The sequence below is a fragment of the Shewanella sp. 125m-7 genome, assembly GCF_052977045.1.
Window position 1 is genome coordinate 1 of sequence record NZ_JBRILQ010000049.1, and the last position, 22,563, is coordinate 22,563.

14 protein-coding genes are annotated in these 22,563 nt (G+C 45.4%); 3 read left to right on the top strand and 11 right to left on the bottom strand.

Annotated elements, in window-relative coordinates:
• The 5 genes from ACVBIL_RS17920 to purL all read right to left on the bottom strand — a co-directional run.
• Positions 1-209 (bottom strand): hypothetical protein (locus ACVBIL_RS17920; RefSeq protein WP_447168318.1); only part of this gene is annotated, 209 nt, incomplete at its 3' end.
• Positions 210-328: 119 nt separating this feature from the next.
• Positions 329-445 carry a cytochrome bd-I oxidase subunit CydX gene (gene cydX, locus ACVBIL_RS17925; protein WP_012154573.1) on the bottom strand — a complete coding sequence of 39 codons (117 nt, stop codon included), beginning with the start codon at positions 443-445 and terminating at the stop codon, positions 329-331.
• A gap of 14 nt (positions 446-459) precedes the next feature.
• Complete coding sequence (cydB, locus tag ACVBIL_RS17930; protein WP_447168319.1) at positions 460-1,599, bottom strand: cytochrome d ubiquinol oxidase subunit II; 1,140 nt, start codon at positions 1,597-1,599, stop codon at positions 460-462.
• 15 nt (positions 1,600-1,614) lie between these two features.
• On the bottom strand, positions 1,615-3,171 hold the full coding sequence (locus ACVBIL_RS17935; RefSeq protein ID WP_447168320.1) for a cytochrome ubiquinol oxidase subunit I: 1,557 nt from the start codon (positions 3,169-3,171) through the stop codon (positions 1,615-1,617).
• A 1,222-nt stretch (positions 3,172-4,393) separates the two neighbouring features.
• Positions 4,394-8,275 (bottom strand): phosphoribosylformylglycinamidine synthase, encoded by a 3,882-nt coding sequence (gene purL, locus ACVBIL_RS17940; RefSeq protein ID WP_447168340.1) that lies wholly within the window; start codon positions 8,273-8,275, stop codon positions 4,394-4,396.
• 297 nt (positions 8,276-8,572) lie between these two features.
• Between purL and mltF the strand changes: the two genes are divergently transcribed.
• On the top strand, positions 8,573-10,012 hold the full coding sequence (gene mltF, locus ACVBIL_RS17945) for a membrane-bound lytic murein transglycosylase MltF (RefSeq protein WP_447168321.1): 1,440 nt from the start codon (positions 8,573-8,575) through the stop codon (positions 10,010-10,012).
• 590 nt (positions 10,013-10,602) lie between these two features.
• Here mltF and tadA read toward each other — a convergent pair.
• From tadA to guaB, 4 genes are all read right to left on the bottom strand, one after another.
• Positions 10,603-11,127, bottom strand: a complete 525-nt coding sequence (gene tadA, locus ACVBIL_RS17950) for a tRNA adenosine(34) deaminase TadA (protein WP_447168322.1) — start codon at positions 11,125-11,127, stop codon at positions 10,603-10,605.
• Between the two features lie 140 nt (positions 11,128-11,267).
• Positions 11,268-13,199, bottom strand: a complete 1,932-nt coding sequence (locus ACVBIL_RS17955; RefSeq protein ID WP_447168323.1) for an acyltransferase family protein — start codon at positions 13,197-13,199, stop codon at positions 11,268-11,270.
• 170 nt (positions 13,200-13,369) lie between these two features.
• Positions 13,370-14,947 (bottom strand): glutamine-hydrolyzing GMP synthase, encoded by a 1,578-nt coding sequence (gene guaA, locus ACVBIL_RS17960; RefSeq protein WP_447168324.1) that lies wholly within the window; start codon positions 14,945-14,947, stop codon positions 13,370-13,372.
• A 121-nt stretch (positions 14,948-15,068) separates the two neighbouring features.
• The gene (guaB, locus tag ACVBIL_RS17965; protein ID WP_447168325.1) at positions 15,069-16,541 is read right to left on the bottom strand and encodes an IMP dehydrogenase; all 1,473 of its coding nucleotides are present in this window, start codon (positions 16,539-16,541) and stop codon (positions 15,069-15,071) included.
• Positions 16,542-16,660: 119 nt separating this feature from the next.
• Between guaB and xseA the strand changes: the two genes are divergently transcribed.
• Both xseA and ACVBIL_RS17975 read left to right on the top strand, forming a co-directional pair.
• Entirely contained in the window at positions 16,661-17,998 is a 1,338-nt protein-coding gene (xseA, locus tag ACVBIL_RS17970; protein ID WP_447168326.1) for an exodeoxyribonuclease VII large subunit, read from the top strand.
• 90 nt (positions 17,999-18,088) lie between these two features.
• On the top strand, positions 18,089-18,991 hold the full coding sequence (locus ACVBIL_RS17975; protein ID WP_447168327.1) for a hypothetical protein: 903 nt from the start codon (positions 18,089-18,091) through the stop codon (positions 18,989-18,991).
• A 737-nt stretch (positions 18,992-19,728) separates the two neighbouring features.
• Here the strand turns inward: ACVBIL_RS17975 and ACVBIL_RS17980 are convergent.
• Positions 19,729-20,802, bottom strand: a complete 1,074-nt coding sequence (locus tag ACVBIL_RS17980) for a DUF1214 domain-containing protein (protein ID WP_447168328.1) — start codon at positions 20,800-20,802, stop codon at positions 19,729-19,731.
• Entirely contained in the window at positions 20,795-22,489 is a 1,695-nt protein-coding gene (locus ACVBIL_RS17985) for an alkaline phosphatase family protein (RefSeq protein WP_447168329.1), read from the bottom strand. The genes ACVBIL_RS17980 and ACVBIL_RS17985 overlap by 8 nt, the downstream gene beginning before the upstream one ends.
• Positions 22,490-22,563: the final 74 nt, after the last annotated feature.

Genomic DNA, 22,563 nt, shown 5'->3' on the forward strand with positions numbered 1-22,563 from the left:
AGGCCGCTCGGCTTTTCCATCTTTGCTTTACTCTTAAAAGATTGATGGGCTAAAGCCCAACCTACAACAAACAGCAACGGCTTCAATCTAGAACCTCGATACTTCTTTTTTAGCTTTTCCGTAAGCGAAGCGTTCCGTAAGTGAGCCAGCGAACGTTCCGTCAAGCGTGAGGCCGCAGGCCGTTCCGCTTTCATCGTCTTTGCTTTCATCGTCTCAGCTTTTCCTAGGTCCTAGAACCTGCTTTCCCTAGCACCTGCTTTTACCTTCTTTAAAAACAAAAAGCCCCGCATTAGCGGGGCTCTTACTTAACCATTAAGCGGATTAAAGATTAATCTTCAGTCTCAGCGTCACGGTCCATGTTCTCAGTCGTCTCAAGCCATAAGGCATTGATGATACCAAAAGAACAGGCTAACAATACGCCTAAAATCCAAGCGAAATACCACATAATCTAGGCTCCTATTAGTAAAGTGAGGTCTTGTTCTTTTCGATGAAGTCGCGAGATAAACGACCAAACATCTTCAAGTAAGTCCAAACCGTGTAACTAAGTACAATCGGTACAAAGATGATTGCAGCCCATGTCATTACAGTTAGTGACATCTCACTCGCAGTCGAATCCCACATAGTCAAACTCACGTTTGGCTCTAGTGAAGATGGCATAACGAATGGGAACATTGCTGCGCCACACGTTAGGATAACGGCCGCAATACCTACTGAGCTAAAGAAGAACGCAAAACCACTGCGGTTCATGCGGCTACAAAGCAACACTAAGATTGGCATTAACAAGCCAAGCACTGGGAACAACATAGTTACCGGATACTTATCGTAGTTCACTAACCAAGCGCCTGCTTCAACAGCAACCGTTTTAAGGGTTGGGTCAGAAACGCCATAAGTGTCGATAGCTGAAGTAATCACGTAACCGTCAATACCATTCACTAACCACACACCCGCAGCGCCAAAGAATACGAATAGTGCTACAGATAGCAACTGCGACATCTTAGCAGCGCGTTCGCGTAGCTCGCCTTCTGTCTTCATTTGTAGCCAGGTTGAGCCCTGTAGCATAAACATGCTCACGCTCACTAGGCCAGCTAGAATACCAAAGCCATTTAGTAAACCGAAGAAACCGCCGTGGTATGTCGCACGCAAGTATTCGTCAAAGTTAAACGGAACACCTTGTAGCAAGTTACCAAACGCAACACCGATAATTAGCGGCGGAACAAAACCACCCACAAACAGTGCCCAGTCCCAAGACTTACGCCATCTTGGATCTTCAATCTTTGAGCGGTAGTCAAAACCTACTGGACGTAGGAACAATGCAAACAGAGTCAGCATCATTGCCACGTAGAATCCAGAGAAAGACACGCCGTAGACCATAGGCCAAGCTGCGAACAATGCACCACCTGCGGTGATCAACCAAACTTGGTTACCATCCCAGTGCGGTGCAATAGAGTTAATCATGATACGGCGATCGGTGTCGTCTTTACCGATAATCGGTAATAAGGCACCCACACCCATATCGAAGCCATCTGTGACAGCGAATCCGATGAACAGCACACCAATCAGTGCCCACCAGATAAATCTTAACATTTCATAATCAAACATAATCAGATCTCCTGTTTAGGCATCAAGCTTTTCAAAGTGATAGCGACCGGTCTTTAAACAGCTTGGACCGATACGGGCGAACTTAATCATTAGATAAAGCTCAATCACAAGTAAGATTGAATAGAATAGCGTGATAGAAATAATACTGAACATTAAATCGCCTACAGACAAGCTAGAGGCTGACATGAATGTCGGCAGTACTTCAGAAATCGTCCAAGGTTGACGACCGTATTCAGCCACAAACCAACCACACTCAATCGCAATCCAGGGTAGTGGTAAGCTGTAAAGTGCCGCTTTAAGAACCCATGGTTTCTCTTCGATTTGATGACGCGTGCTCTGCCAAAATGCTGCAGCAAACACTAATAACATCACCATACCGGCACCAACCATGACACGGAAAGACCAGAACATAGGTGCTACATTTGGAATAGAGTCGTTAGCCGCGGCTTTGATTTGCTCTTCTGTTGCGTCAGTCACTTTGTCAGTGTAACGCTTCAGTAGTAAGCCATAACCTAGGTCAACTTTAGCATCTTCAAATTGAGCTCTAATTTCAGGTGTTTCGTTGCCATTACGCAGTTGCTCAAGTAGGCCGTAAGCCACCATACCGTTACGAATACGCACTTCATGCTCAGCAATCAGATCGATAATACCGGTAACTTGTTCATCAAGTGAACGCGTCGCGATAATACCCATTGCGAAAGGAATTTTAACCGCAAAGTCTGTTTCTTGTGTTTCTTGATTAGGGAAACCAACCGCTGTAAAGGCTGCTGGAGCTGGCTCAGTGTGCCACTCAGCTTCAATAGCCGCTAACTTAACGCGCTGTACTTCACCGACCTTGTAGCCTGACTCGTCACCTAGAACGATTACAGACAAGATTGATGCCATACCGAAACTTGCCGCAATCGCAAACGAGCGACGTGCAAATGGTAGGTCACGCTTCTTCAAGATGTAGTATGCACTAATCGCAAGTACAAACATCGCACCAGCAACATAACCTGACGCGACAGTGTGAACAAACTTCACCTGCGCCACTGGGTTAAATAACACTTCACCCCAGCTGGTCATTTCCATACGCATGGTTTCGTAATTGAATGTGCTACCCACTGGGTTTTGCATCCAACCGTTAGCGACTAGAATCCAAAGTGCTGACATGTTCGAGCCAAGCGCAACTAACCAGGTTACCGCTAAATGCTGACGCTTGCTAAAGCGATCCCAACCAAAGAAGAACATACCCACTAGAGTAGATTCTAGGAAGAATGCCATTAGGCCTTCGATAGCAAGTGGTGCACCAAAGATGTCACCGACGTAATGCGAATAGTATGACCAGTTAGTTCCAAACTGGAACTCCATCGCCAAACCAGTTGCCACGCCAAGTGCAAAGTTGATACCGAATAACTTACCCCAGAACTTGGTCATATCTTTATAGATTTGCTTATTGGTCATCACATAGAGTGATTCCATAATGGCTAGCAAGAATGCTAACCCCAAGGTCAAGGGAACAAATAGGAAGTGATACATGGCCGTCATCGCAAACTGGAAACGCGACAGCTCAACAACCTCTTCTAAAATCATTTGTGACTCCTTAGGTGGTGCGTCAAATCACTTTCGTTAGATCCCCATCAACGAGAGTGACTGCCTATATAGGAATATTAATGCAGTAAAACAGTCAGGTTTTCTAACAAAAACCCAACTTCAACCGCACTTCGTTGTTTAATTCATAAATTTTGTATTTTAAAGCCAAAAACACTAGCAAGCACTCGCTTGCGATCACGTTTTAAATGACTGTTGTGACTTCCCTCTCGAACGCGCAAATAAATAATAAACAATTTAGTTAATATCAGTCACTTGCATTACGAAGTAAGGTTATCCGCAGTGATTTTATACCATTCAAAATTGATTCAAATCAATCAAAGCATTCGGTTTCAATGGGTTTTGGGCTGAAGCACACAGTTCCGCCCTAGAGGTGGTTGACAGCATAAAATACTCATGCTAGGAGCGCTTTAAAAATAAGCAAAACAAACATTTTCAGCTAATAAACATATTATTTACCACGAAGCAGGTAAAACACCATATTTTAACAAATCAAATAACAATAATGGTATGGCAAAATTACATACGCAGAATACACGACAATACAAAAAACCCTAAAATACAAGTAGATACTAAAACTATAAAAATAAACATTTTTAATCACTCGATATTCGGATAAGTTTAACTAATGACAACATGCAATTTTTCTCGGTTGATCAAAAATTAGACCTCGCCTAAAATGTGCACCAAGTTAAGGAGACAGTCTAATTAACCCGGTGATGTAGCCCGGTAAAGACTTACTCCGCTTATTTAATCAACCTTGGTGGAGATACCATTATGACAAAATTATTCGAGCGTTTAGTTGTTAGCTATCAGCGTGTTTTCGTTGAACTTTATACTTCTAGAGAGCTATAAGTAAGACTTTTAAATGCAAGATTTATCTTGAAGTTTTGTTAGCGCAAAGCGGCCCTCCTTAGTAATAAGGAGGGCTTTTTTATGTCTGTTCAATTATCCCGCGCGCGAACATCTGTTGCAGTGTTTATGATAAAGACTATTGATAACTAATGCTTATCTATAAAGTTGTCGATACCTCTACAAAACCGTTTAATTAGCATTCCATTTAGCAGTAAACCCTCTCTAATCTATTGTTTAGTCACGCTTGTTTACTGAAAATGCTGTTCATCAAATATTTCACCAAAAAAAAGCCTCTATAAAATAGAGGCTTTTTCATTCGTAACGCATTACTACTTAAGCGGTTGGTACACTAGCCGACCGACTTTCTCACATTGCGGAACATTCTCATCCATGGGCTATCTTCACCCCAAGAGTCTGGGTGCCATGAGTTAGCAACGGTTCGAAATACACGCTCAGGATGCGGCATCATAATCGTGACTCGACCATCAGTTGAACTTAATGCCGTAATCGCATTGGGTGAACCGTTCGGGTTTTGCGGATATTGCGTTGCGATCTGGCCATTACCATCAACGTAACGCAGTGCAATAGTCCCTGACGCTTCGGCAGCAGCTAATGCTTGTGCTGATGCAAACTCGGCGCGACCTTCACCATGTGATACTGCGATAGGCATGCGTGAGCCTTCCATCCCTTGGAAGAACAAAGATGGACTCTTTTGAACTTCAACCAAGCTGAAACGCGCTTCAAAACGCTCAGAGCGGTTACGCACAAAGTGTGGCCACAGCTCAGTACCAGGAATGATGTCTTTAAGGTTAGACAGCATCTGACAACCGTTACACACACCTAGCGAGAAGCTATCGTTACGTTCAAAGAATTGGCTAAACTGCTCACGAGCACGCTCGTTAAACAGGATTGACTTAGCCCAGCCCTCACCCGCTCCTAATACGTCACCGTAAGAGAAGCCACCACACGCCACTAGGCCTTGGAACTGCTCTAAACTGATACGGCCACTTAAGATGTCGCTCATGTGTACGTCAATCGCTTCGAAACCCGCACGGTCAAATGCCGCCGCCATTTCGATATGCGAGTTAACGCCTTGCTCACGCAAGATCGCCATCTTAGGCGCAGCGCCTTTTAAGATAAATGGCGCGGCAACGTCTTCACTTGGATCGAAACGTAAATCCACCGTCAAACCTAAGTCGTTTATATCTTGCTTAAGCTCAAACTCTTCTTTAGCGCACTCAGGATTATCACGCAGTGCTTGCATACGGTAAGTGGTTTCAGCCCAAATAGACCGTAGCGAGGTACGCGTTTCTGTTAATACTTCACGCATCCCATCAAAGATGGCAATGGTATCGCTATCGTTAAGCTCTGCCACTTTATGGCAAGGTACGCCTGCTGCGGCAAACTTCTCGCTAATAATGGCGACGTCTTGACGACGAACCTGGATAACCGCGCCAAGCTCTTCGTTAAACAGACGTTCAACGTCAGTGCCCTTTAGTGCACTCAAATCAACATTTAGACCTGTGCGACCCGCAAACGCCATTTCAACTAACGTGGTGTAAAGGCCTCCATCACTTCTGTCGTGGTAAGCAATAATCGATTTATCAGCAATCATTGGCTGAATGGTTTCGAAGAAGCCTTTTAGGGTTGCCGAGTTATCAAGATCGGGCGCAATATCGCCAAGCTCACTATAAACCTGTGCTAAACAAGAGCCGCCTAAACGGTTCTTGCCCAAACCTAAGTCAAGCAGTAACAGCTCTGTTTCACCTTTATCGCTGCGTAGCTCTGGCGTAACCGTATTACGCACATCTTGCACTACGCCAAAGGCGGTAATCACCAGTGACATTGGTGATGTCACAGATTTTTGTACGCCATTGTCTTCCCATGCCGTCTTCATCGACATTGAGTCTTTACCCACTGGGATTGTCAAAGACAAGTCAGGGCACAGCTCTTCACCAATGGCTTTAACCGCTTCATACAAACCGGCATCTTCACCTGGGTGACCCGCTGGTGACATCCAGTTAGCTGACAACTTAATGTGCTTGAATGAGCCAATGTCAGTACCGGCGATGTTTAAGATTGATTCAGCAACCGCCATACGTGCAGATGCGCCAAAGTCTAGTAGTGCAAGCGGCGTGCGCTCACCGATAGACATGGCCTCACCTGTGTATGAGTCGTAGCTTGCAGCCGTTACCGCACAATCGGCTACTGGGACCTGCCAAGGGCCAACCATTTGGTCGCGGTTAACTAACCCGGTTACTGTTCTATCACCAATAGTGATAAGAAAGGTTTTCTCAGCAATCGTTGGTAAACGCAGTAAACGATGCGCCGCTTGTTGCACTTCAATACCGTCAAGATTAAGCGCAACCAAGTTCGCTTTCGCACTCACTACATCGCGGCTCATCTTAGGCGCTTTGCCTAATAGCACTTCAAGTGGCAAGTCGATTGGGTGGTTTTCAAAATGCTCATCACTCAAGATAAGCTCTTTTTCTGCTGTTGCCACACCCACAACCGCAAACGGTGCACGTTCGCGCTGACAAATTTGGCTAAATAGCTCAATGTTCTCTGGCGCGATTGACATCACATAACGCTCTTGTGATTCATTACACCAGATCTCAAGTGGGCTCATGCCGGGCTCGTCAGATGGCACTTTACGTAGCTCAAACTTACCGCCACGCTCACCGTCATTCACAAGTTCAGGGAAGGCATTGGATAATCCACCTGCGCCCACATCGTGGATAAACTGGATTGGGTTGTCATCACCCATCTGCCAGCAGCGGTCAATCACCTCTTGGCAACGTCGTTCCATTTCTGGGTTTTCACGCTGCACAGAAGCAAAATCTAGATCTTCGCTCGACTGACCCGATGTCATCGATGATGCCGCGCCGCCGCCTAAACCGATATTCATCGCAGGGCCGCCAAGAACAACTAGCTTAGCGCCAACGGTGATTTCACCTTTTTGCACATGGTCTTCACGGATATTACCTAAGCCACCCGCAAGCATAATTGGCTTGTGGTAACCGCGAACTTCAATACCATTGTGGCTGTTGACTTCCTGCTCGTAAGTACGGAAGTAACCCACTAGGGCTGGGCGACCAAATTCGTTATTAAACGCTGCGCCGCCAAGTGGGCCCTCGGTCATAATATCAAGCGCGGTAACGATACGGTCAGGTTTACCATAATCAGCTTCCCAAGGCTGAACAAAGCCTGGGATCTTAAGATTTGACACGCTAAAGCCAGTTAGGCCGGCCTTTGGTTTAGAGCCGCGACCTGTAGCGCCTTCATCACGAATTTCACCGCCGCTGCCCGTTGCCGCGCCAGAATATGGGCTAATCGCTGTTGGGTGGTTGTGAGTTTCGACCTTCATTAAGATGTGCATTGGCTCGGTATGATAAGCATATACACCGTCTTGCTGCGGGAAGAAACGACCGGCGGTAGAGCCCGTCATCACCGCGGCGTTATCTTTATAAGCAGATAATACGTTCTCTGGTGTCTTCTCGAAGGTGTTCTTAATCATCTTGAACAATGACTTTGGCTGCACTTCGCCATCGATTGTCCAGTCAGCGTTAAAAATTTTATGACGACAATGCTCAGAGTTTGCCTGGGCAAACATCATCAATTCAATATCGTTCGGATTACGACCCAGGCGAGCAAAGTTTTCGACTAGGTAGTCAATCTCGTCATCGGCTAAAGCTAAGCCCAAGTTAATGTTAGCTTGCTCAAGCGCAACTCGACCTTCACCTAAAATATCAACACTATTAAATTTTGCCGGCTCAGTACGAGCGAACAAGACACTTGCCACATCAAAGCTTGGCAAAGTGACTTCCACCATACGGTCATGCAGTAATGACGTTAGCGCTTTAGTTTGCTCAGCCGTTAACTCATCACTGACAACATAATAAGCAATACCACGCTCTAGGCGCTTTACCTTATTAAGACCACAATTGTGGGCGATATCTGTTGCTTTTGATGACCAAGGAGAGATGGTACCGGGACGGGGGGTGACAAAGTGGAGATTGCCTTCTGGCGTATGCGCTTCGATAGCGGGGCCGTAGGTCAGGATTTTTTCAAGCTGTTGACTTTCTTTTTCATTTAGCGACTCGTTTAAATCGGCTAAATGGATAAACTCGGCATAGATTTGGCGCACTGGTAGTGCTGCCGATTCACAAGCTTGCATCAGCTTCTGTACTCTAAACGCCGAAAGTGCAGGGGCTCCGCGGATGATCTCCATCACGTCTTTTCACCTTATAAATTATAATTGCAGGGTCAGATCTGGCGCTATTATAGGGAAATGTTTGTCACAAATCATCAGCAGTCGCTATAGAAAACAGTGTTTCCTGTATACAAAAAAGCGCCCCTATTTTATTTGATCTTGATTGAGCGAATTCGCGGTAAAAAAGCCATTTAGCGCCATACTGAATCTAACACCCACCAACATATATGCCATTTTTTTACGGCAACCAAGATTGTGTTATAATCGGCGGCTATCACTTTATAATTTAAGTTAAGTGCTAACAAACAATAACCCATGAAAAGACTGTTGCTTATTCTATGCTGTATCACCGTACTGGCTGCCTGCCAGAAGGTTGTCGTGGAACAAGAAAAACCTGTCTTTGTGCCTAAACCGACCGAGTTAAATGTCGGCACCTTATATGGCCCGCAAATTTTCTTTACCTCTGGCCAAGGGGATTCAGGTTACGATTATGAGATGGCAGAACGCTTTGCTAAGTATCTACACCTAGAATTAAAAATGAAACCCTATGCCACGATTAGTGAGCTATATGCAGCAATGCGAAATGGCGACATTGATATCATTGCCGCAGGCCTTGGGGATACACCGGCAAGGCGCGAGCAATTTAGAGTTGGCCCACCGCTTTATCGCGTGAATCAAGTCTTGGTTTATCGTCAAGGTACCCCTGTGCCAAAAGACATTAACCATCTTGATGGTGACATCACTGTCACGACTGATTCATCTTTTGTCGATACTTTAACTGAGTTGCAGAAATTCAATCCCGATTTAGTCTGGAATCAAGAAAAAGACAAAGATGCTGAAGAGCTATTAATAATGATTGCGGCTGGCGATATCCCCTATACGATTGCCGACTCTACTAGCTTAGATATCAACAGACGTTTTATGCCAGAGTTGCGTGAAGGGTTAGTGCTTAAACAAAAACAACCTGTGGTGTGGCTGTTGCCAGCTAACAATAGCGATAAACTCATGAGCCAACTATTGGCATTTTGGCATACCGAAAAGCGTAACGGCACCTTAGCGCATCTCAATGAAAAATACTTTGCCCACGTAAAGCGCTTTGATTATGTTGATACTCGCGCCTTTATACGAGCTATCGACAATAAATTACCTAAGTACAGAGCAACCTTTGAAAAACACGCCGGCGATATAGATTGGCGTAAACTGGCTGCAACCGCCTATCAAGAGTCCCATTGGAATCCTAACGCACGTTCGCCTACCGGTGTACGGGGTTTGATGATGCTTACCCTGCCAACCGCAAAACAGGTGGGGATTAAAAACCGACTCGATCCATATCAAAGTATTGAAGGCGGTGCAAAATACCTTACTAGCATGTTGAAGCGTCTACCAGACTCCATCCCTGAAAGCCAAAGAATGTGGTTTGCCCTCGCCTCCTATAATATCGGCCTTGGTCATGTTGAAGATGCGCGCAAACTGGCCCAGACTCAGGGGTTAAACCCTAGTGCCTGGAGTGATGTGAAAACCGTATTGCCACTGCTACAAAAACGTCAGTACTACCAGAAAACCCGCTATGGTTATGCTCGCGGAAATGAAGCGGTACATTATGTGGATAGCATTCGTCGCTATTACGACACGCTAGTGTGGATAGATAACCAAAATATGCTGCTCGAAATTGAAAAAGAGCATATTCAAACCGCCGAAGCTCAAGAAAAACTGCCGCCACAACAGACCCAAGCTGCTCAGCCGCAACAGCCTTGAGCACTGCTCCCCCAGCGAACACATCCTGATACTGATGGGTATATACCCAAGCCACCTGAAGATGCAGGGTTCAGTGGGAATTTAATGCGCTTTAAGCAAGGCGTTGATTGCAGTTAATGCTTGTTCCCTTAGCAAGATCAATAACGCAGCAGAAAGTGCATTAAAACCCATCGAAGAAGGCTTTGCGCAAGCCCACTTCGTTGTTGCACTAGCTTAAAAGGGAGTTACCATTCCTACGCTAACACGCCTAGAATTGAACTCGCGCAAGGCCTCTGAAATGAGCATGTTCAAGTCGTTTGGGTATAAATAGCTCTAAATTCATTCAAGCAGGTCAATTCATCAAAGATTCATAAAACTCGCGTAGACTTTTGTTGCTCAAATTGATACATAGCTAAAGTGCTATTTTAAACATATCTAAAATACGAGATTAAATAAGCGTATAAAGAGCCAACATAAGTGAGGCGAGTATGAGAAAAAGAACAATCAACAATGTTGCAGCGCGTCGTCGTAGTCAGTTAAAAACGCGCCACCAAAAAGTATTAAGCCGACAAAAACAGTTTTTCGTTTTTATTAGACCAACCGAATAACCGTCATTCATCGCCTAATGCCACCTGCGAAGCGCGTTGCTTCGCTAGCGCTTTGGCCGCTTTAATCTCTTTTCTACGACGCCTAAAAAATGCACTTAACTGTTCACTGCATTCTTGCTCAAGCACGCCTGAATCAACTTCCACTAAATGATTAAATGCACTGTGGCGCACAATATCGATAACCGTACCAGCAGCGCCCGTTTTTTCATCTTTAGCACCAAACACCAAGCGGCCAACTCTTGAATGCACAATCGCGCCGGCACACATAGCGCAAGGCTCAAGTGTTACGTACAAGGTCGTATCGAGTAAGCGATAGTTTTGCATGATCTGCCCAGCTTGTCGCAAACACTGCATTTCAGCATGGGCGCTAGGATCGTGCAGACCAATACTGAAATTAAATCCAGCGCTAATCACCTCGCCATCTTTCACCAGCACAGCACCTACAGGCACTTCACCCTTTTCTTCAGCCTTTGTCGCCATATCCATCGCCATTTTCATGAAATGAATATCTTGTTGCTCTTGTGACAATCTACGCCCCTAACCTTTATCTAAAGCCCATAATAATATTGCTCACAACACTATATAAAAGCCTAGGTTATTTGCATGACCCTTGATTATATCAAGCTTTACGCGCTGACGACTCATCTATCGATGATTTTTAACAAGGCTTAAATACTGCCTAACCATTTAACCTCATCGACGCGTTCACCAAAAAACGTGGCGCCTGCAACAGTATGGTGACCATAATCATAAAAATATTTTTGATAGTCATCATCTATGGCGTAACAGATTTGCTCAGGCTTATTGCAAACATAATCCATCCTATCTAACACAGTGACCCCAGGATATTTATTGGCGAGCCGAGTTAGGGTGAGATTGGCTTGCTGAGTAAACAACTTAAATTCACGATGGGAAAACTGCTCAAAGTGCTTTTGATTAATCTTTGAGATATCTAAGCTTGAAATATTATCAGCCCCACGATCTTTTACTAAAAGATGGAACAGAAAGTCGGCATAGGTGCGCTGACCAAACTCTTCAAATTCATAGATATTTTTCACTAAAACGGGCTTTTTATTATCGGCGAGAGCACGGCTGATTACGGCTTCTAATCGTGCCAGATCCGCAGGCTTATATTGCGATGCAAACATCACGACATCGGCTAAAAGGTAGTTAGGAGAGCGATACAAGATATCGTCTATATTCGCTATTTCGGTGCCATAACGTGCAATTTGAAATAGGCTTTGTGTCTCGGCACTGCTCGTTAATACGTTAAACATATCTTTTGAATGAGAGTTACCGACTATCAATAAATGTTTTCTGTCATCTTCAGTGTCAAACCACAGCCTTGTATCATAAATATTTTTATCAACACCGTAATCTTGATTGCCACTGAGACTGCGTAAACGATCCCAACTATCTGCACCAAGCTCTCGATTATCCGGTTGATAGGATTTGACCATTAGATTGACATAGGCGTGATTAGACTTATAGAGCTGGTTACTATCAATCCAGACTCCCCCCGCAATAAATACTGCGGTAAACAAAGCCCCACTACTAAAGATAAACGTACGGCTAAAGACCTGCTTATTTCTAAAGGGCATCTCCACAAAACGCCAACTTAAATAAGATAAGCCCACAATTGCGACACACAGCGAAAGCATTAAAAGATAAGAAGGCTCTGTAAAACTGCGGTACTTAACGAACGCAAATATCGGTTGATGCCATAAATAAGCGCTATAACTTATTAGACCAATGCCAACAAACAGTTTGTTACTGAGAAGCTTCTGAACCAAGGTGCCATCTTGGGCAAATAGTATGATCAATGCCGTGCCTAACGTAGGAACGAGAGCATAAACACTTGGAAAAGGAATACTGGCATCGAAAATAAAGATTGAAGCTAACACCAATAATAGACCTAGCATGCTGAGCACATTTGCTATGGTGACCGGCATCAACTCAGATTGTGACCTATTTAAGTAAAAAGCCGCGAACACACCGATTAATAACTCCCACCCTCGTGTCGGCAATAGGTAAAAGTTTGCCGTTGGCGCGTTAAAAGCGGCCCACTGCGCTAACGATAAACTCAGCAAGAAAATAATCGCTAGTGCCACTAAAATCACCCGCTTACCCTTACCCCATAGCAGCATTAAAAACAGCGGAAAGAAGATATAGTATTGCTCTTCAACCGCTAAGCTCCAGGTGTGCAACAACGGCTTTAACTCGGCTGCGGTATCAAAATAATCACTCTCTAGCCAAAACAGGATATTAGAAGAAAACGTTGCTACCGCGATAATGCTTTGAAAGAAGTCCTTAAGATCCAGAGGCATTAACCAAAACCAAGCGAAGGGAATACAAACGAGCATAACAAAAAATAACACAGGTAAAATTCTTCTGGCCCTGCGCTCATAGAAATTAATGAGGCTAAACCGATTCGATTCAAGTTCAGTCAAAATAATACTCGTGATCAAGTAACCGCTGATCACAAAAAACACATCGACTCCAACAAAGCCGCCACTAAACCCGCTAAAACCCGCGTGAAACAAAATAACCGGGATCACCGCTACAGCTCTTAACCCATCAACTTCAGCCCTATAGCGCATAGATAAACTCCCTTTAATACATATAATTCCCTTTAATATTCATATTAGTATAAGAAGCGGTAACACGTTTCGATAAATAGCACCCAATAAAAAGCGCGCACATATTGCTATGTGCGCGCCTATTCTCAAACGGTAAAAATTAACGGTCGGGAAAGACTATCCCTTAACCATTATTCCCATTCAATTGTTGCCGGTGGCTTACCTGAAATATCGTAAACCACACGTGAAATACCATCGACTTCGTTAATAATGCGGTTAGACACACGACCTAGGAAATCATACGGTAGATGTGCCCAATGCGCCGTCATAAAGTCGATAGTTTCTACCGCGCGTAGCGATACAACCCAATCATACTTACGGCCATCGCCCATTACGCCAACAGAGCGTACTGGTAAGAACACGGTGAATGCTTGGCTTACCTTGTTATACAGGTCAGCTTTGTGTAGCTCTTCGATAAAGATAGCATCTGCAAGACGTAGTAAGTCACAGTACTCTTTCTTTACTTCGCCCAGTACGCGCACACCAAGACCAGGTCCTGGGAATGGGTGACGATAAAGCATATTGTATGGCAGACCTAACTCTAGGCCAATCTTACGTACTTCATCTTTGAATAGCTCACGTAGTGGCTCAACAAGGCCCATTTCCATATCATCTGGCAAACCGCCAACGTTATGGTGAGACTTAATGCAATGTGCTTTACCCGTTGCGCTACCCGCTGACTCGATAACGTCAGGGTAGATGGTGCCCTGTGCCAGCCATTTTGCATTTTTGCATTTCTTTGATTCTTCATCGAAGATTTCAACGAATACACGGCCAATGATCTTACGCTTAGCTTCTGGCTCAGCTTCACCGGCCATCGCGTCTAAGAAACGGTTTTCAGCATCAACATGAATGATGTTTAGACCAAAATGGTCACCAAACATCTCCATAACTTGCTCAGCTTCATTTAAACGTAGTAAACCGTTATCAACGAACACACACGTTAGCTTATCGCCAATCGCGCGGTGAAGTAGCATAGCCACAACTGATGAATCTACACCACCCGATAGACCTAAGATAACTTCGTCATCACCGATCTGCTCTTTTAAGCGCTCAATCGCATCTTCAATAATTGAAGATGGCTTCCAGTTAGCATCACAACCACAGATCTCTAAGGCAAAATGCTCAAGCATACGCTTACCTTGGCGAGTGTGAGTCACTTCAGGATGGAACTGCACACCGTAAAACTGCTTGTCTTCATTTGCCATAGCAGCAAATGGGCAAGTTTCAGTTTTAGCAACAGCCACAAAGCCTTCAGGGATTGCAGATACTTTATCGCCGTGGCTCATCCATACGTCTAGTAATGGCTTGCCCGCTTCACTTACAGCGTCTTCAATCGCTTTAAACAATGCTGATTGAGTTTGCACTTCAACTTGCGCATAACCAAATTCGCCTTCACCCACACCTTGGATAACTTTACCGCCAAGTTGCTCAGACATGGTTTGCATGCCATAACAAATACCTAGTACAGGTACGCCAGCGGTAAACACATATTCTGGCGCTCGTGGTGAGTTGTCAGCGGTAACGCTTTCAGGACCACCGGCTAAGATAATGCCGTTTGGAGCAAATTCACGAATTTGCTCTTCAGAAACATCCCAAGCCCAAAGTTCACAATAAACACCGATTTCACGAATACGACGGGCGATCAACTGGGTGTATTGCGATCCAAAATCTAATATGAGGATCTTATGCTCATGAATGTTGCTCATGGGGTACCTTATCTCTATTTTTTCATTGTTAACTAACCAAGCAGTGAGTGCTCTGCGGACCTTCTACTTGGCTTAATTTAAAGGCGACATCAACAGTCGCCTTTAATATCTAAAATACTAATTAAGAGCGTGTACTATAGTTAGGCGCTTCTTTGCTGATCGTTACATCGTGAACATGAGACTCGCCCATGCCCGCTGCAGTGATCTTCACAAATTCCGCTTTTTCATTTAGCTCTTTAATGGTTGCACAACCCGTTAGGCCCATGCATGAACGTAGACCGCCCATGTGCTGGTGAATGATCTCTTTTAACTTACCTTTGTAAGCTACGCGACCTTCAATACCTTCAGGTACAAGCTTGTCTGCTGCGTTATCACTTTGGAAATAACGGTCAGATGAACCTTGAGTTTGTGTCATCGCGCCTAATGAGCCCATACCGCGGTATGACTTATAAGCACGGCCGTTATATAGCTCTGTCTCGCCTGGCGCTTCATCAGTACCGGCAAACATAGAACCAGCCATGATGCATGATGCACCCGCAGCTAACGCTTTCGCTAAATCACCAGAGAAGCGGATGCCGCCATCGGCGATAACAGGAATATTTAAGTGCTTAACGGCAGCAGCTGCGTCAGATACCGCAGTAATTTGTGGCACACCCACACCGGTTACGATACGAGTGGTACAGATAGAACCAGGGCCAATACCCACTTTAACTGCGTTAACGCCCGCCTCAACCAGCGCAATTGCACCTTCAGCTGTCGCTACGTTACCGCCAACAATTTGTAAGTCTGGATATTTAGCGCGTGTATCACGAATGCGTTGTAGAACGCCTTCAGAATGACCGTGAGATGAGTCAATAAGCAAGATATCAACGCCAGCTAGCACAAGTGCGTCAACACGCTCTTCGTTACCAGGGCCTGCACCAACAGCTGCACCAACACGCAGGCGACCTAACTCGTCTTTACATGCGTTTGGCTTACGTTCTGCTTTTTGGAAGTCTTTTACTGTAATAAGGCCTTTAAGCTTGAAGTTGTCATCAACAACCAATACTTTCTCAACACGGTGAGAATGCATTAGCTTTTGAACTTCATCTAGCTTAGTCCCTTCTGGCACTGTCACTAGGCGCTCTTTTGGAGTCATCACTTGATCAACGGTACGCGACCAGTCGGTGATAAAGCGTACGTCACGGCCAGTGATAATACCGACCAGTTCATTCGCTTCGTTTACCACAGGGTAACCTGCGAAACCATTTTTTTCAGTCAGAACCTTAACATCGGCTAGTGTCGTTGCTGGGGTCACTGTCACAGGCTGCTGAACGATACCCGCTTCGTAAATTTTTACTTTACGAACTTCTTCAGCTTGCTGCTCAATCGTCATGTTTTTATGAATAAAACCTAAACCACCTTCCTGCGCAATAGCAATTGCTAAGCGAGCTTCGGTAACAGTATCCATTGCAGCAGAGACTATCGGCGTGTTTAGTTCAATCGTGTTCGTCAGACGAGTCTTGAGTATCGCAGTATTAGGGAGGACGGTGGAGTGAGCTGGAACCAGCAACACATCATCAAAAGTAAGCGCTTCTTTTTTTAACCTTAACATGCAACATCTCCCTAAGAGAGTAAAATAAGAGGTGAAATATTGCGGCGAGATTATACCTTGCATATCGGGGTTGGTAAATGGAAAATAGGGATTAATTCGTCTTAGCGTGTAAAAATCTCATGAAATCCCAAAAAAACGATGTTTATACCGTCTCACGTCTCAACGGCGAAGTTAGACAACTTTTAGAGGGGCAACTTGGCCGAATTTGGCTCAATGCTGAAATTTCAAACTTTGCCGCACCGGGCTCTGGCCATTGGTATTTAACGCTCAAAGACAATTTTTCACAAATACGCTGCGCCATGTTTAAAGGCCGCAACCAAGCGGTGACCTTTCGCCCGGCCAACGGCCAGCAAGTATTAGTTAAAGGCAACATTAGTGTGTATGAACCGCGCGGTGACTACCAACTGCTTATTGAATCCATGCTCCCCGCCGGTGACGGTTTGCTTGCGCAGCAATATGAAGCATTAAAGATGAAGCTCGCCGCCGAGGGCTTATTTGCCAGCGACACCAAACGCCCACTGCCTGAAAACATTCAAAAAATCGGAGTAGTCACCTCGCCTACTGGCGCTGCTATTCGTGATATTTTGCATGTGTTAGCGCGCCGAGACTCATCGATTGAAGTCATCATCTACCCCACTCCTGTGCAAGGCACTGATGCCGCGAAGCGTATTTGCGATGCCATCAACCTTGCCAACAGTCGCAGCGAGGTGGATGTATTATTGGTGACTCGTGGCGGTGGTTCACTCGAAGACTTATGGAGCTTTAACGACGAAGGCTTAGCCCACACCATTTACAACAGTGGTATTCCGGTTGTCTCCGCAGTAGGCCATGAAGTGGATATGACCATCAGTGATTATGTGGCCGATCTGCGCGCGCCAACGCCATCGGCAGGCGCCGAGCTATTATCAAAAGATGCTGACAATAAGGCGCAAAAGTTGTTATCGCAGTTATCGCGTTTGAAACAATCTTGGCAGCATTACCAATTAAAAAAACAAAGCCAGATCCAAACCATTGAGCATAGATTACAAAAGCAAGATCCACAGCGCCGCTTACAGATGTATGAGCAAAGCTTCGATGAGATGCAGCTACGGTTACAACAAGCGATGCAGTCAAAGTTACATGCTCATACCTTAAAGCAGCAAAACTTAAGTAATCGATTAGCTAATCAGTCACCGCAGCACCGGCTTACCCTTGAAACACAGCGTTTGAGTTATCTAAGTGCCAAACTTAATGTTGCCATGGATGATAAGTTAAAGATGAGTGAGCAGCGCCTCGCCCATCGGGCGCAGCAGCTAGACACAGTGAGCCCGTTAGCGACCCTGAGCCGTGGTTACAGCATTACCTTAACTGGTGAAGGCAAAGTGGTGCAGGCACCATCGGATACTGGTGTGGGTGATACGTTAACTACACGTTTGCGTGATGGCAGTGTTACCTCGAGGGTGATTGAGGTTAGTTGATAACGTTGAGTGCGTTGCGCTAAACAGCCGAAATATTTAGGCTAACCTTGCATTAGTGGTAATAAAATGGCTTAAAAGGAATTGGTAAGCATGGATGAAGTATTGACAATAATCGCGGCTATACACCAGCAACACTCGCTTAAGTGTTATCTGGCAATTAAGTCGTTAAAAGCTCAATTTGATTGGTCTGCTAATGACTGGTTAAAAATTGAGAAGTTAATAGAACTAGAAGAGCCTGCTTTTGATTTAGCCATTCTTCAAGCTGACTCTATGCCCTTTAAACCTATAGAGCGGAGAAGGCACTGGATTTTAGCGCACGCTATTTACCCATACGCCTACTTCACCATGCAAGATTGGTTTCAACAGTCCGATGTGGAAGAGATATTTGGTTATTACTTTGAGCAATGTGCAGAGCAAAATGAATATCTAACTCATAACGTTTCGGTTCTAATTGCCTTTAAGCAAGCTTGGCCTTTAATCTGCACTGAAAATCAAAAGCTTCGATTCATTGAGCGATTCTGTGAATTTGTAACAGCCACATTTTATGGTAATAATCATCAGTCATACCCACTCTGTGATGATTACATTAAACCAACAAATATAGATGCTCAGTTAGTACTGACAAGCGCTCTCAAGCAACCCGGTTTCTGGGGACACAACCTTATCGCTTTAGCTTCTATTTTACGGATAAAAACCGAAATACCAGAAACTATCTTCAAGCAACTGTTAGCTAATTTACATGAACAGTGCCACTGGGTATTTGAAGATATTTCAGATAAGCCTCTAATCACTTTTAGCAGTGATAAACGAGTATCTAAGCACACTTTAGAATCAGCCTGCTTTACTCTGTTAACTTGCACTCAACGTAACCTGCACCAAATAACACTGGCAGACTCTGCTTGCTATCTATTCAATCTAGATTGGGTTTCACTACCTGAAAAGTCACGACTAATAAGCATAATTAAACACTTTTCTAAAAGTGAGTCCCTTTGATAAGGTTTAAAATAACTACCCACTGAAACCTATAGAAAAAAACTATCCCCATCGAAGTTGCCGAAATGCGTTGGAAACTCTTTATAAACCAGAGTCGCGTGGTTCCCGACATGGATGTTGAGTTAGCTTTCGCGGGGCAGGATGCCCCATCGGAAGTGATAGCGATTTATCCATAAGTTCGAGGCCCGTATCTAATACATGTAACTTCGTCGGGGCGTCATGGTGGATGCAAGGGCGAAGTCCATTTTTATGGACTCTCTGAGCGAGAGCCATGGACGGCGAACTGGCAGTTGAACAAGGAAGTTCTTGATAAGGAAGCTCTTTAACATCCATATTATCGCTGCATTCGTGAATCCATTCACATCAGACGAGCAGTCCCCCTTGCTCGGGTGTGGGATGGAATCCCACGACGTTGGTCCGGCGTAGCCTGATGCATGAGAAATGTGGGGAAAACGCCACGACTCGTCTTCGCTGCAAAGCCGCTGCTACTTAGCCAAGTAAAGTTAAACCACCAAACTCCCAGCGTTCTAGGTCAGTGACTGTTTCAGCTATTGTTGACATCGACGATACCCAACACAAAACAAGAGCCAAGCTGCTTGTTAAAAACTGCCAATTAAAATTCACTCACCTCACCTTCGGCTTATGAAAAATATACAGTACAAAATCAAGCAGACACCGGACCTTACAATATCCTCCTAGCGAGGAGCCGTCAGTCTACTCAATTTATACATAGCACTCTATTCAACAGCTTCCGCTTTTGGAAATACCCATCTTCCGTCCAGGATTTCCTTCTTCGGCTTATACATCCTAGCGATGTAATTCCATCCCGGAACGATCGGCAGGAAATTATCTGCTTTAGGATCGCCACCGAAGTGGATAGTAATGCTGCCGTCCTTGTCCTGCTTGGCTGTGACGTTGTTAAACGAGTAGGCGTTGTATTTATTGACCGGCATCCAGCCCTCTCCATCGTAAAGGGTCACAGACCAGAAGGCGTCCACCGGCACATCCTTGACGGTGAGGGTGTACGCGGTCTTCCCGTCGTTCTTCTCGGGAACATCGATTGCGTAACTAGCAGCCTCTGCCGGCAACCCGCCCCAACCGATGGCAGTTCCCAGCATCCAGTAGACCGGGTCCAGATCCTCTTTCTTGCCGAACATCTTTCCCGCATCTGTGACTGTGGTAGCGACCACATTGATCGTGGCCCGCATCTTCTCTACTTCGTCCTTCTTCCAATCAGGCACTTCAAATTTTCCGATATCAGCCTGCTCGATGCGGATCGCATCCTGGAGCCGATACGCTTCTTTCATATCTTGCTCATCATCCGGATCCATAAAGGTTCGAGCGGTCAGGAAAACATATCGCGTGCCGACATTTTCTTCTGTCAGAGTGATCGTCTTGGGACCATAGGCGGCCACAATCGAATGATCCTGATTGACGATCATCAAAGACTGATAGCGTCCCCCCGTTTCTGGAAGCATTATCGTGAGAGGAGATCTCAGATCAAACGTGCCATTTGAGTAAAGTGTGTCGCGATTGCCGCGAACGGTAGGTTGGTTGTTAACGTCGTAGGCTTCCCGACGATGGACAAGTTTTCCAAAGCAGTCGAGTAGCTCGTTGTAGGCTTTCATCTGGAAGTCCGATTCGGCCCGGACGTAGTTGTTGGCGGTGACCTTGACCGCATCCTCAGCGTGCGCTGGGGGCAATGCAAATACTGAAATCCCTGTTATCAACAAGACCTGTAGAGTTCGTTGCAATTTCAATCTTGTTTTCATATCTGAATCTCCTGTTAAAAAAATTTCAAAATTATTCAACTTTTGTCCAGGGCCTCTGCCCTAGTACCTCCAACAAAACCCCTCCACTGGCCCCGGACGGGGGTTTGGCACCGACGATACTCGCTAAAGTAGACGCAACGTCAACCGTATGGACTCTGCGTGAAACTGTGCGTGGCTTTAATTGGTTCCCCGCGAAGATAATGGGAACAAAGGTGTCATATGACCACGGAGAACCGTGCACCACGGCTACTGAAAGACCGTCCAGATTATTGATAAACCAACCCGGCTCAAAAACGACATAGATATTACCGGATCGCTTGGGATGGTAATTATTGGTCATCGCCCGGGTAAGGAAATTATCAGCCACGACACCGCGTTCCAAAGCCGTACTGGAGACAGCGGTGGACACACCTGGGAAACGAACCAGTTCATCAACAATAGCCGCTTCAAGCGCCAACAAGTCGACTTCGGAATTGCTGATCACTTCGTTACTGAGATAAAGATAGGGATGGTCATATCCTTCAATGAGCTTTCCCTTAATACCAAATTTACTCTTGATTCTATCGATTGCGGGTTGCTTGTCCCATGTATCGGGAGAAACATAGCCGGTCGGTATTCCCATAGATTCAAGATACCCGGGAGCCTCCGGGCCACCGTGATCGGCGGAAAGAACGATTAAGGTATTATCAAGGCCAATTTTCTTGTCGATAAAGGCAAACAGGTTTGCCAGTGTACGGTCGAGCCGCAGAATATTGTCTTCCGATTCCAAGCTCGAAGGCCCGAAAAAATGCCCGACAATATCTGTCGCAGAAAAGCTGACGCCAAGGTAGTCGGTAATATCGTCGCTGCCAATCTGTTCGGCATCGATGGCAGCCTTGGCAAACTCCAGTGTGAGCTCGTCACCAGCAGGACTTATCGTCAAATAGGTGGAATAGTACTTGTTGTCCGGCGTGGCGTATTGGTGAGGAAAAGTCCGTCCATACCCAGCGAGGTCAGATTCCCACTCCTGGTCATCCCGGTCGGCAAATAGATACGTGTCTACGGGATGCATAAGCTCCCAAGCTTTGCCCGAATATTGCTCGGGCAGTTTTTTGGCATTCCAGTCGACCACCCACTGTGGATACTTTTTATAGTAATAACTGCTGGTAACAAACTCGTTGGTCGATTTCGAAAACCAGAATGCTTTCCCGGAATGTCCGGCCATCGAAACCGCACCCCGATCCTTGACGGATATACCGAATACTTTTGCTTTTCCGGCCGTCAGTGAAGACAGTTCATCCGAAAAGGTGGTTGTAAGAATAGAGGCAGGTGATCGCCCATCACTCGAGGCTGCTTTCTGAGTGGGGTCGATCTCGGTGCTGGCATCGACATCCGCCCCCTCGGTTAGCAGCTTATGATTAGGGTCTTCGATGTTGTAGGTAGTTACACCTGTCGAACGGTCAAACCAGATATTACCAATCATCCCGTGTTCGGATGGATGGGCGCCAGTGGCGAGCGTCACGTGTCCAACGATGGTTTCGGTGTTTGCATGGGCATGATGCGCGTTGTTGTAGACTACGCCTTTGTCCAGTAAATACCTGAGACCGCCTTCTCCCAACCGATCGTAATAGCGCGTTGGCAAATCTCCGCGTAACTGGTCAACGGTTATTTGCAAAATCAATTTAGGTTTGTCGCCCGCTATCACCGGTTTATTTACAAGAAGCATTGCAAGTGCTAGAAGAGACATATGGACAATCCCTCTAGCTATTCCAATCCTGAATTTCATGTCCTCCCCCCCTATCAGTTTAAAATAATATTTTC

What these genes read in the sequence shown, in the direction of transcription:
- cydB (WP_447168319.1), bottom strand. Translation starts at nt 1,599, where the DNA reads ATGTTTGATTATGAAATGTTAAGATTTATCTGGTGGGCACTGATTGGT.
- ACVBIL_RS17935 (WP_447168320.1), bottom strand. Translation starts at nt 3,171, where the DNA reads ATGATTTTAGAAGAGGTTGTTGAGCTGTCGCGTTTCCAGTTTGCGATG.
- ACVBIL_RS17955 (WP_447168323.1), bottom strand. Translation starts at nt 13,199, where the DNA reads ATGCGCTATAGGGCTGAAGTTGATGGGTTAAGAGCTGTAGCGGTGATC.
- xseA (WP_447168326.1), top strand. Translation starts at nt 16,661, where the DNA reads ATGAAATCCCAAAAAAACGATGTTTATACCGTCTCACGTCTCAACGGC.
- ACVBIL_RS17985 (WP_447168329.1), bottom strand. Translation starts at nt 22,489, where the DNA reads ATGTCTCTTCTAGCACTTGCAATGCTTCTTGTAAATAAACCGGTGATA.
- ACVBIL_RS17975 (WP_447168327.1), top strand. Translation starts at nt 18,089, where the DNA reads ATGGATGAAGTATTGACAATAATCGCGGCTATACACCAGCAACACTCG.
- purL (WP_447168340.1), bottom strand. Translation starts at nt 8,275, where the DNA reads ATGGAGATCATCCGCGGAGCCCCTGCACTTTCGGCGTTTAGAGTACAG.
- cydX (WP_012154573.1), bottom strand. Translation starts at nt 445, where the DNA reads ATGTGGTATTTCGCTTGGATTTTAGGCGTATTGTTAGCCTGTTCTTTT.
- guaA (WP_447168324.1), bottom strand. Translation starts at nt 14,947, where the DNA reads ATGAGCAACATTCATGAGCATAAGATCCTCATATTAGATTTTGGATCG.
- mltF (WP_447168321.1), top strand. Translation starts at nt 8,573, where the DNA reads ATGAAAAGACTGTTGCTTATTCTATGCTGTATCACCGTACTGGCTGCC.
- guaB (WP_447168325.1), bottom strand. Translation starts at nt 16,541, where the DNA reads ATGTTAAGGTTAAAAAAAGAAGCGCTTACTTTTGATGATGTGTTGCTG.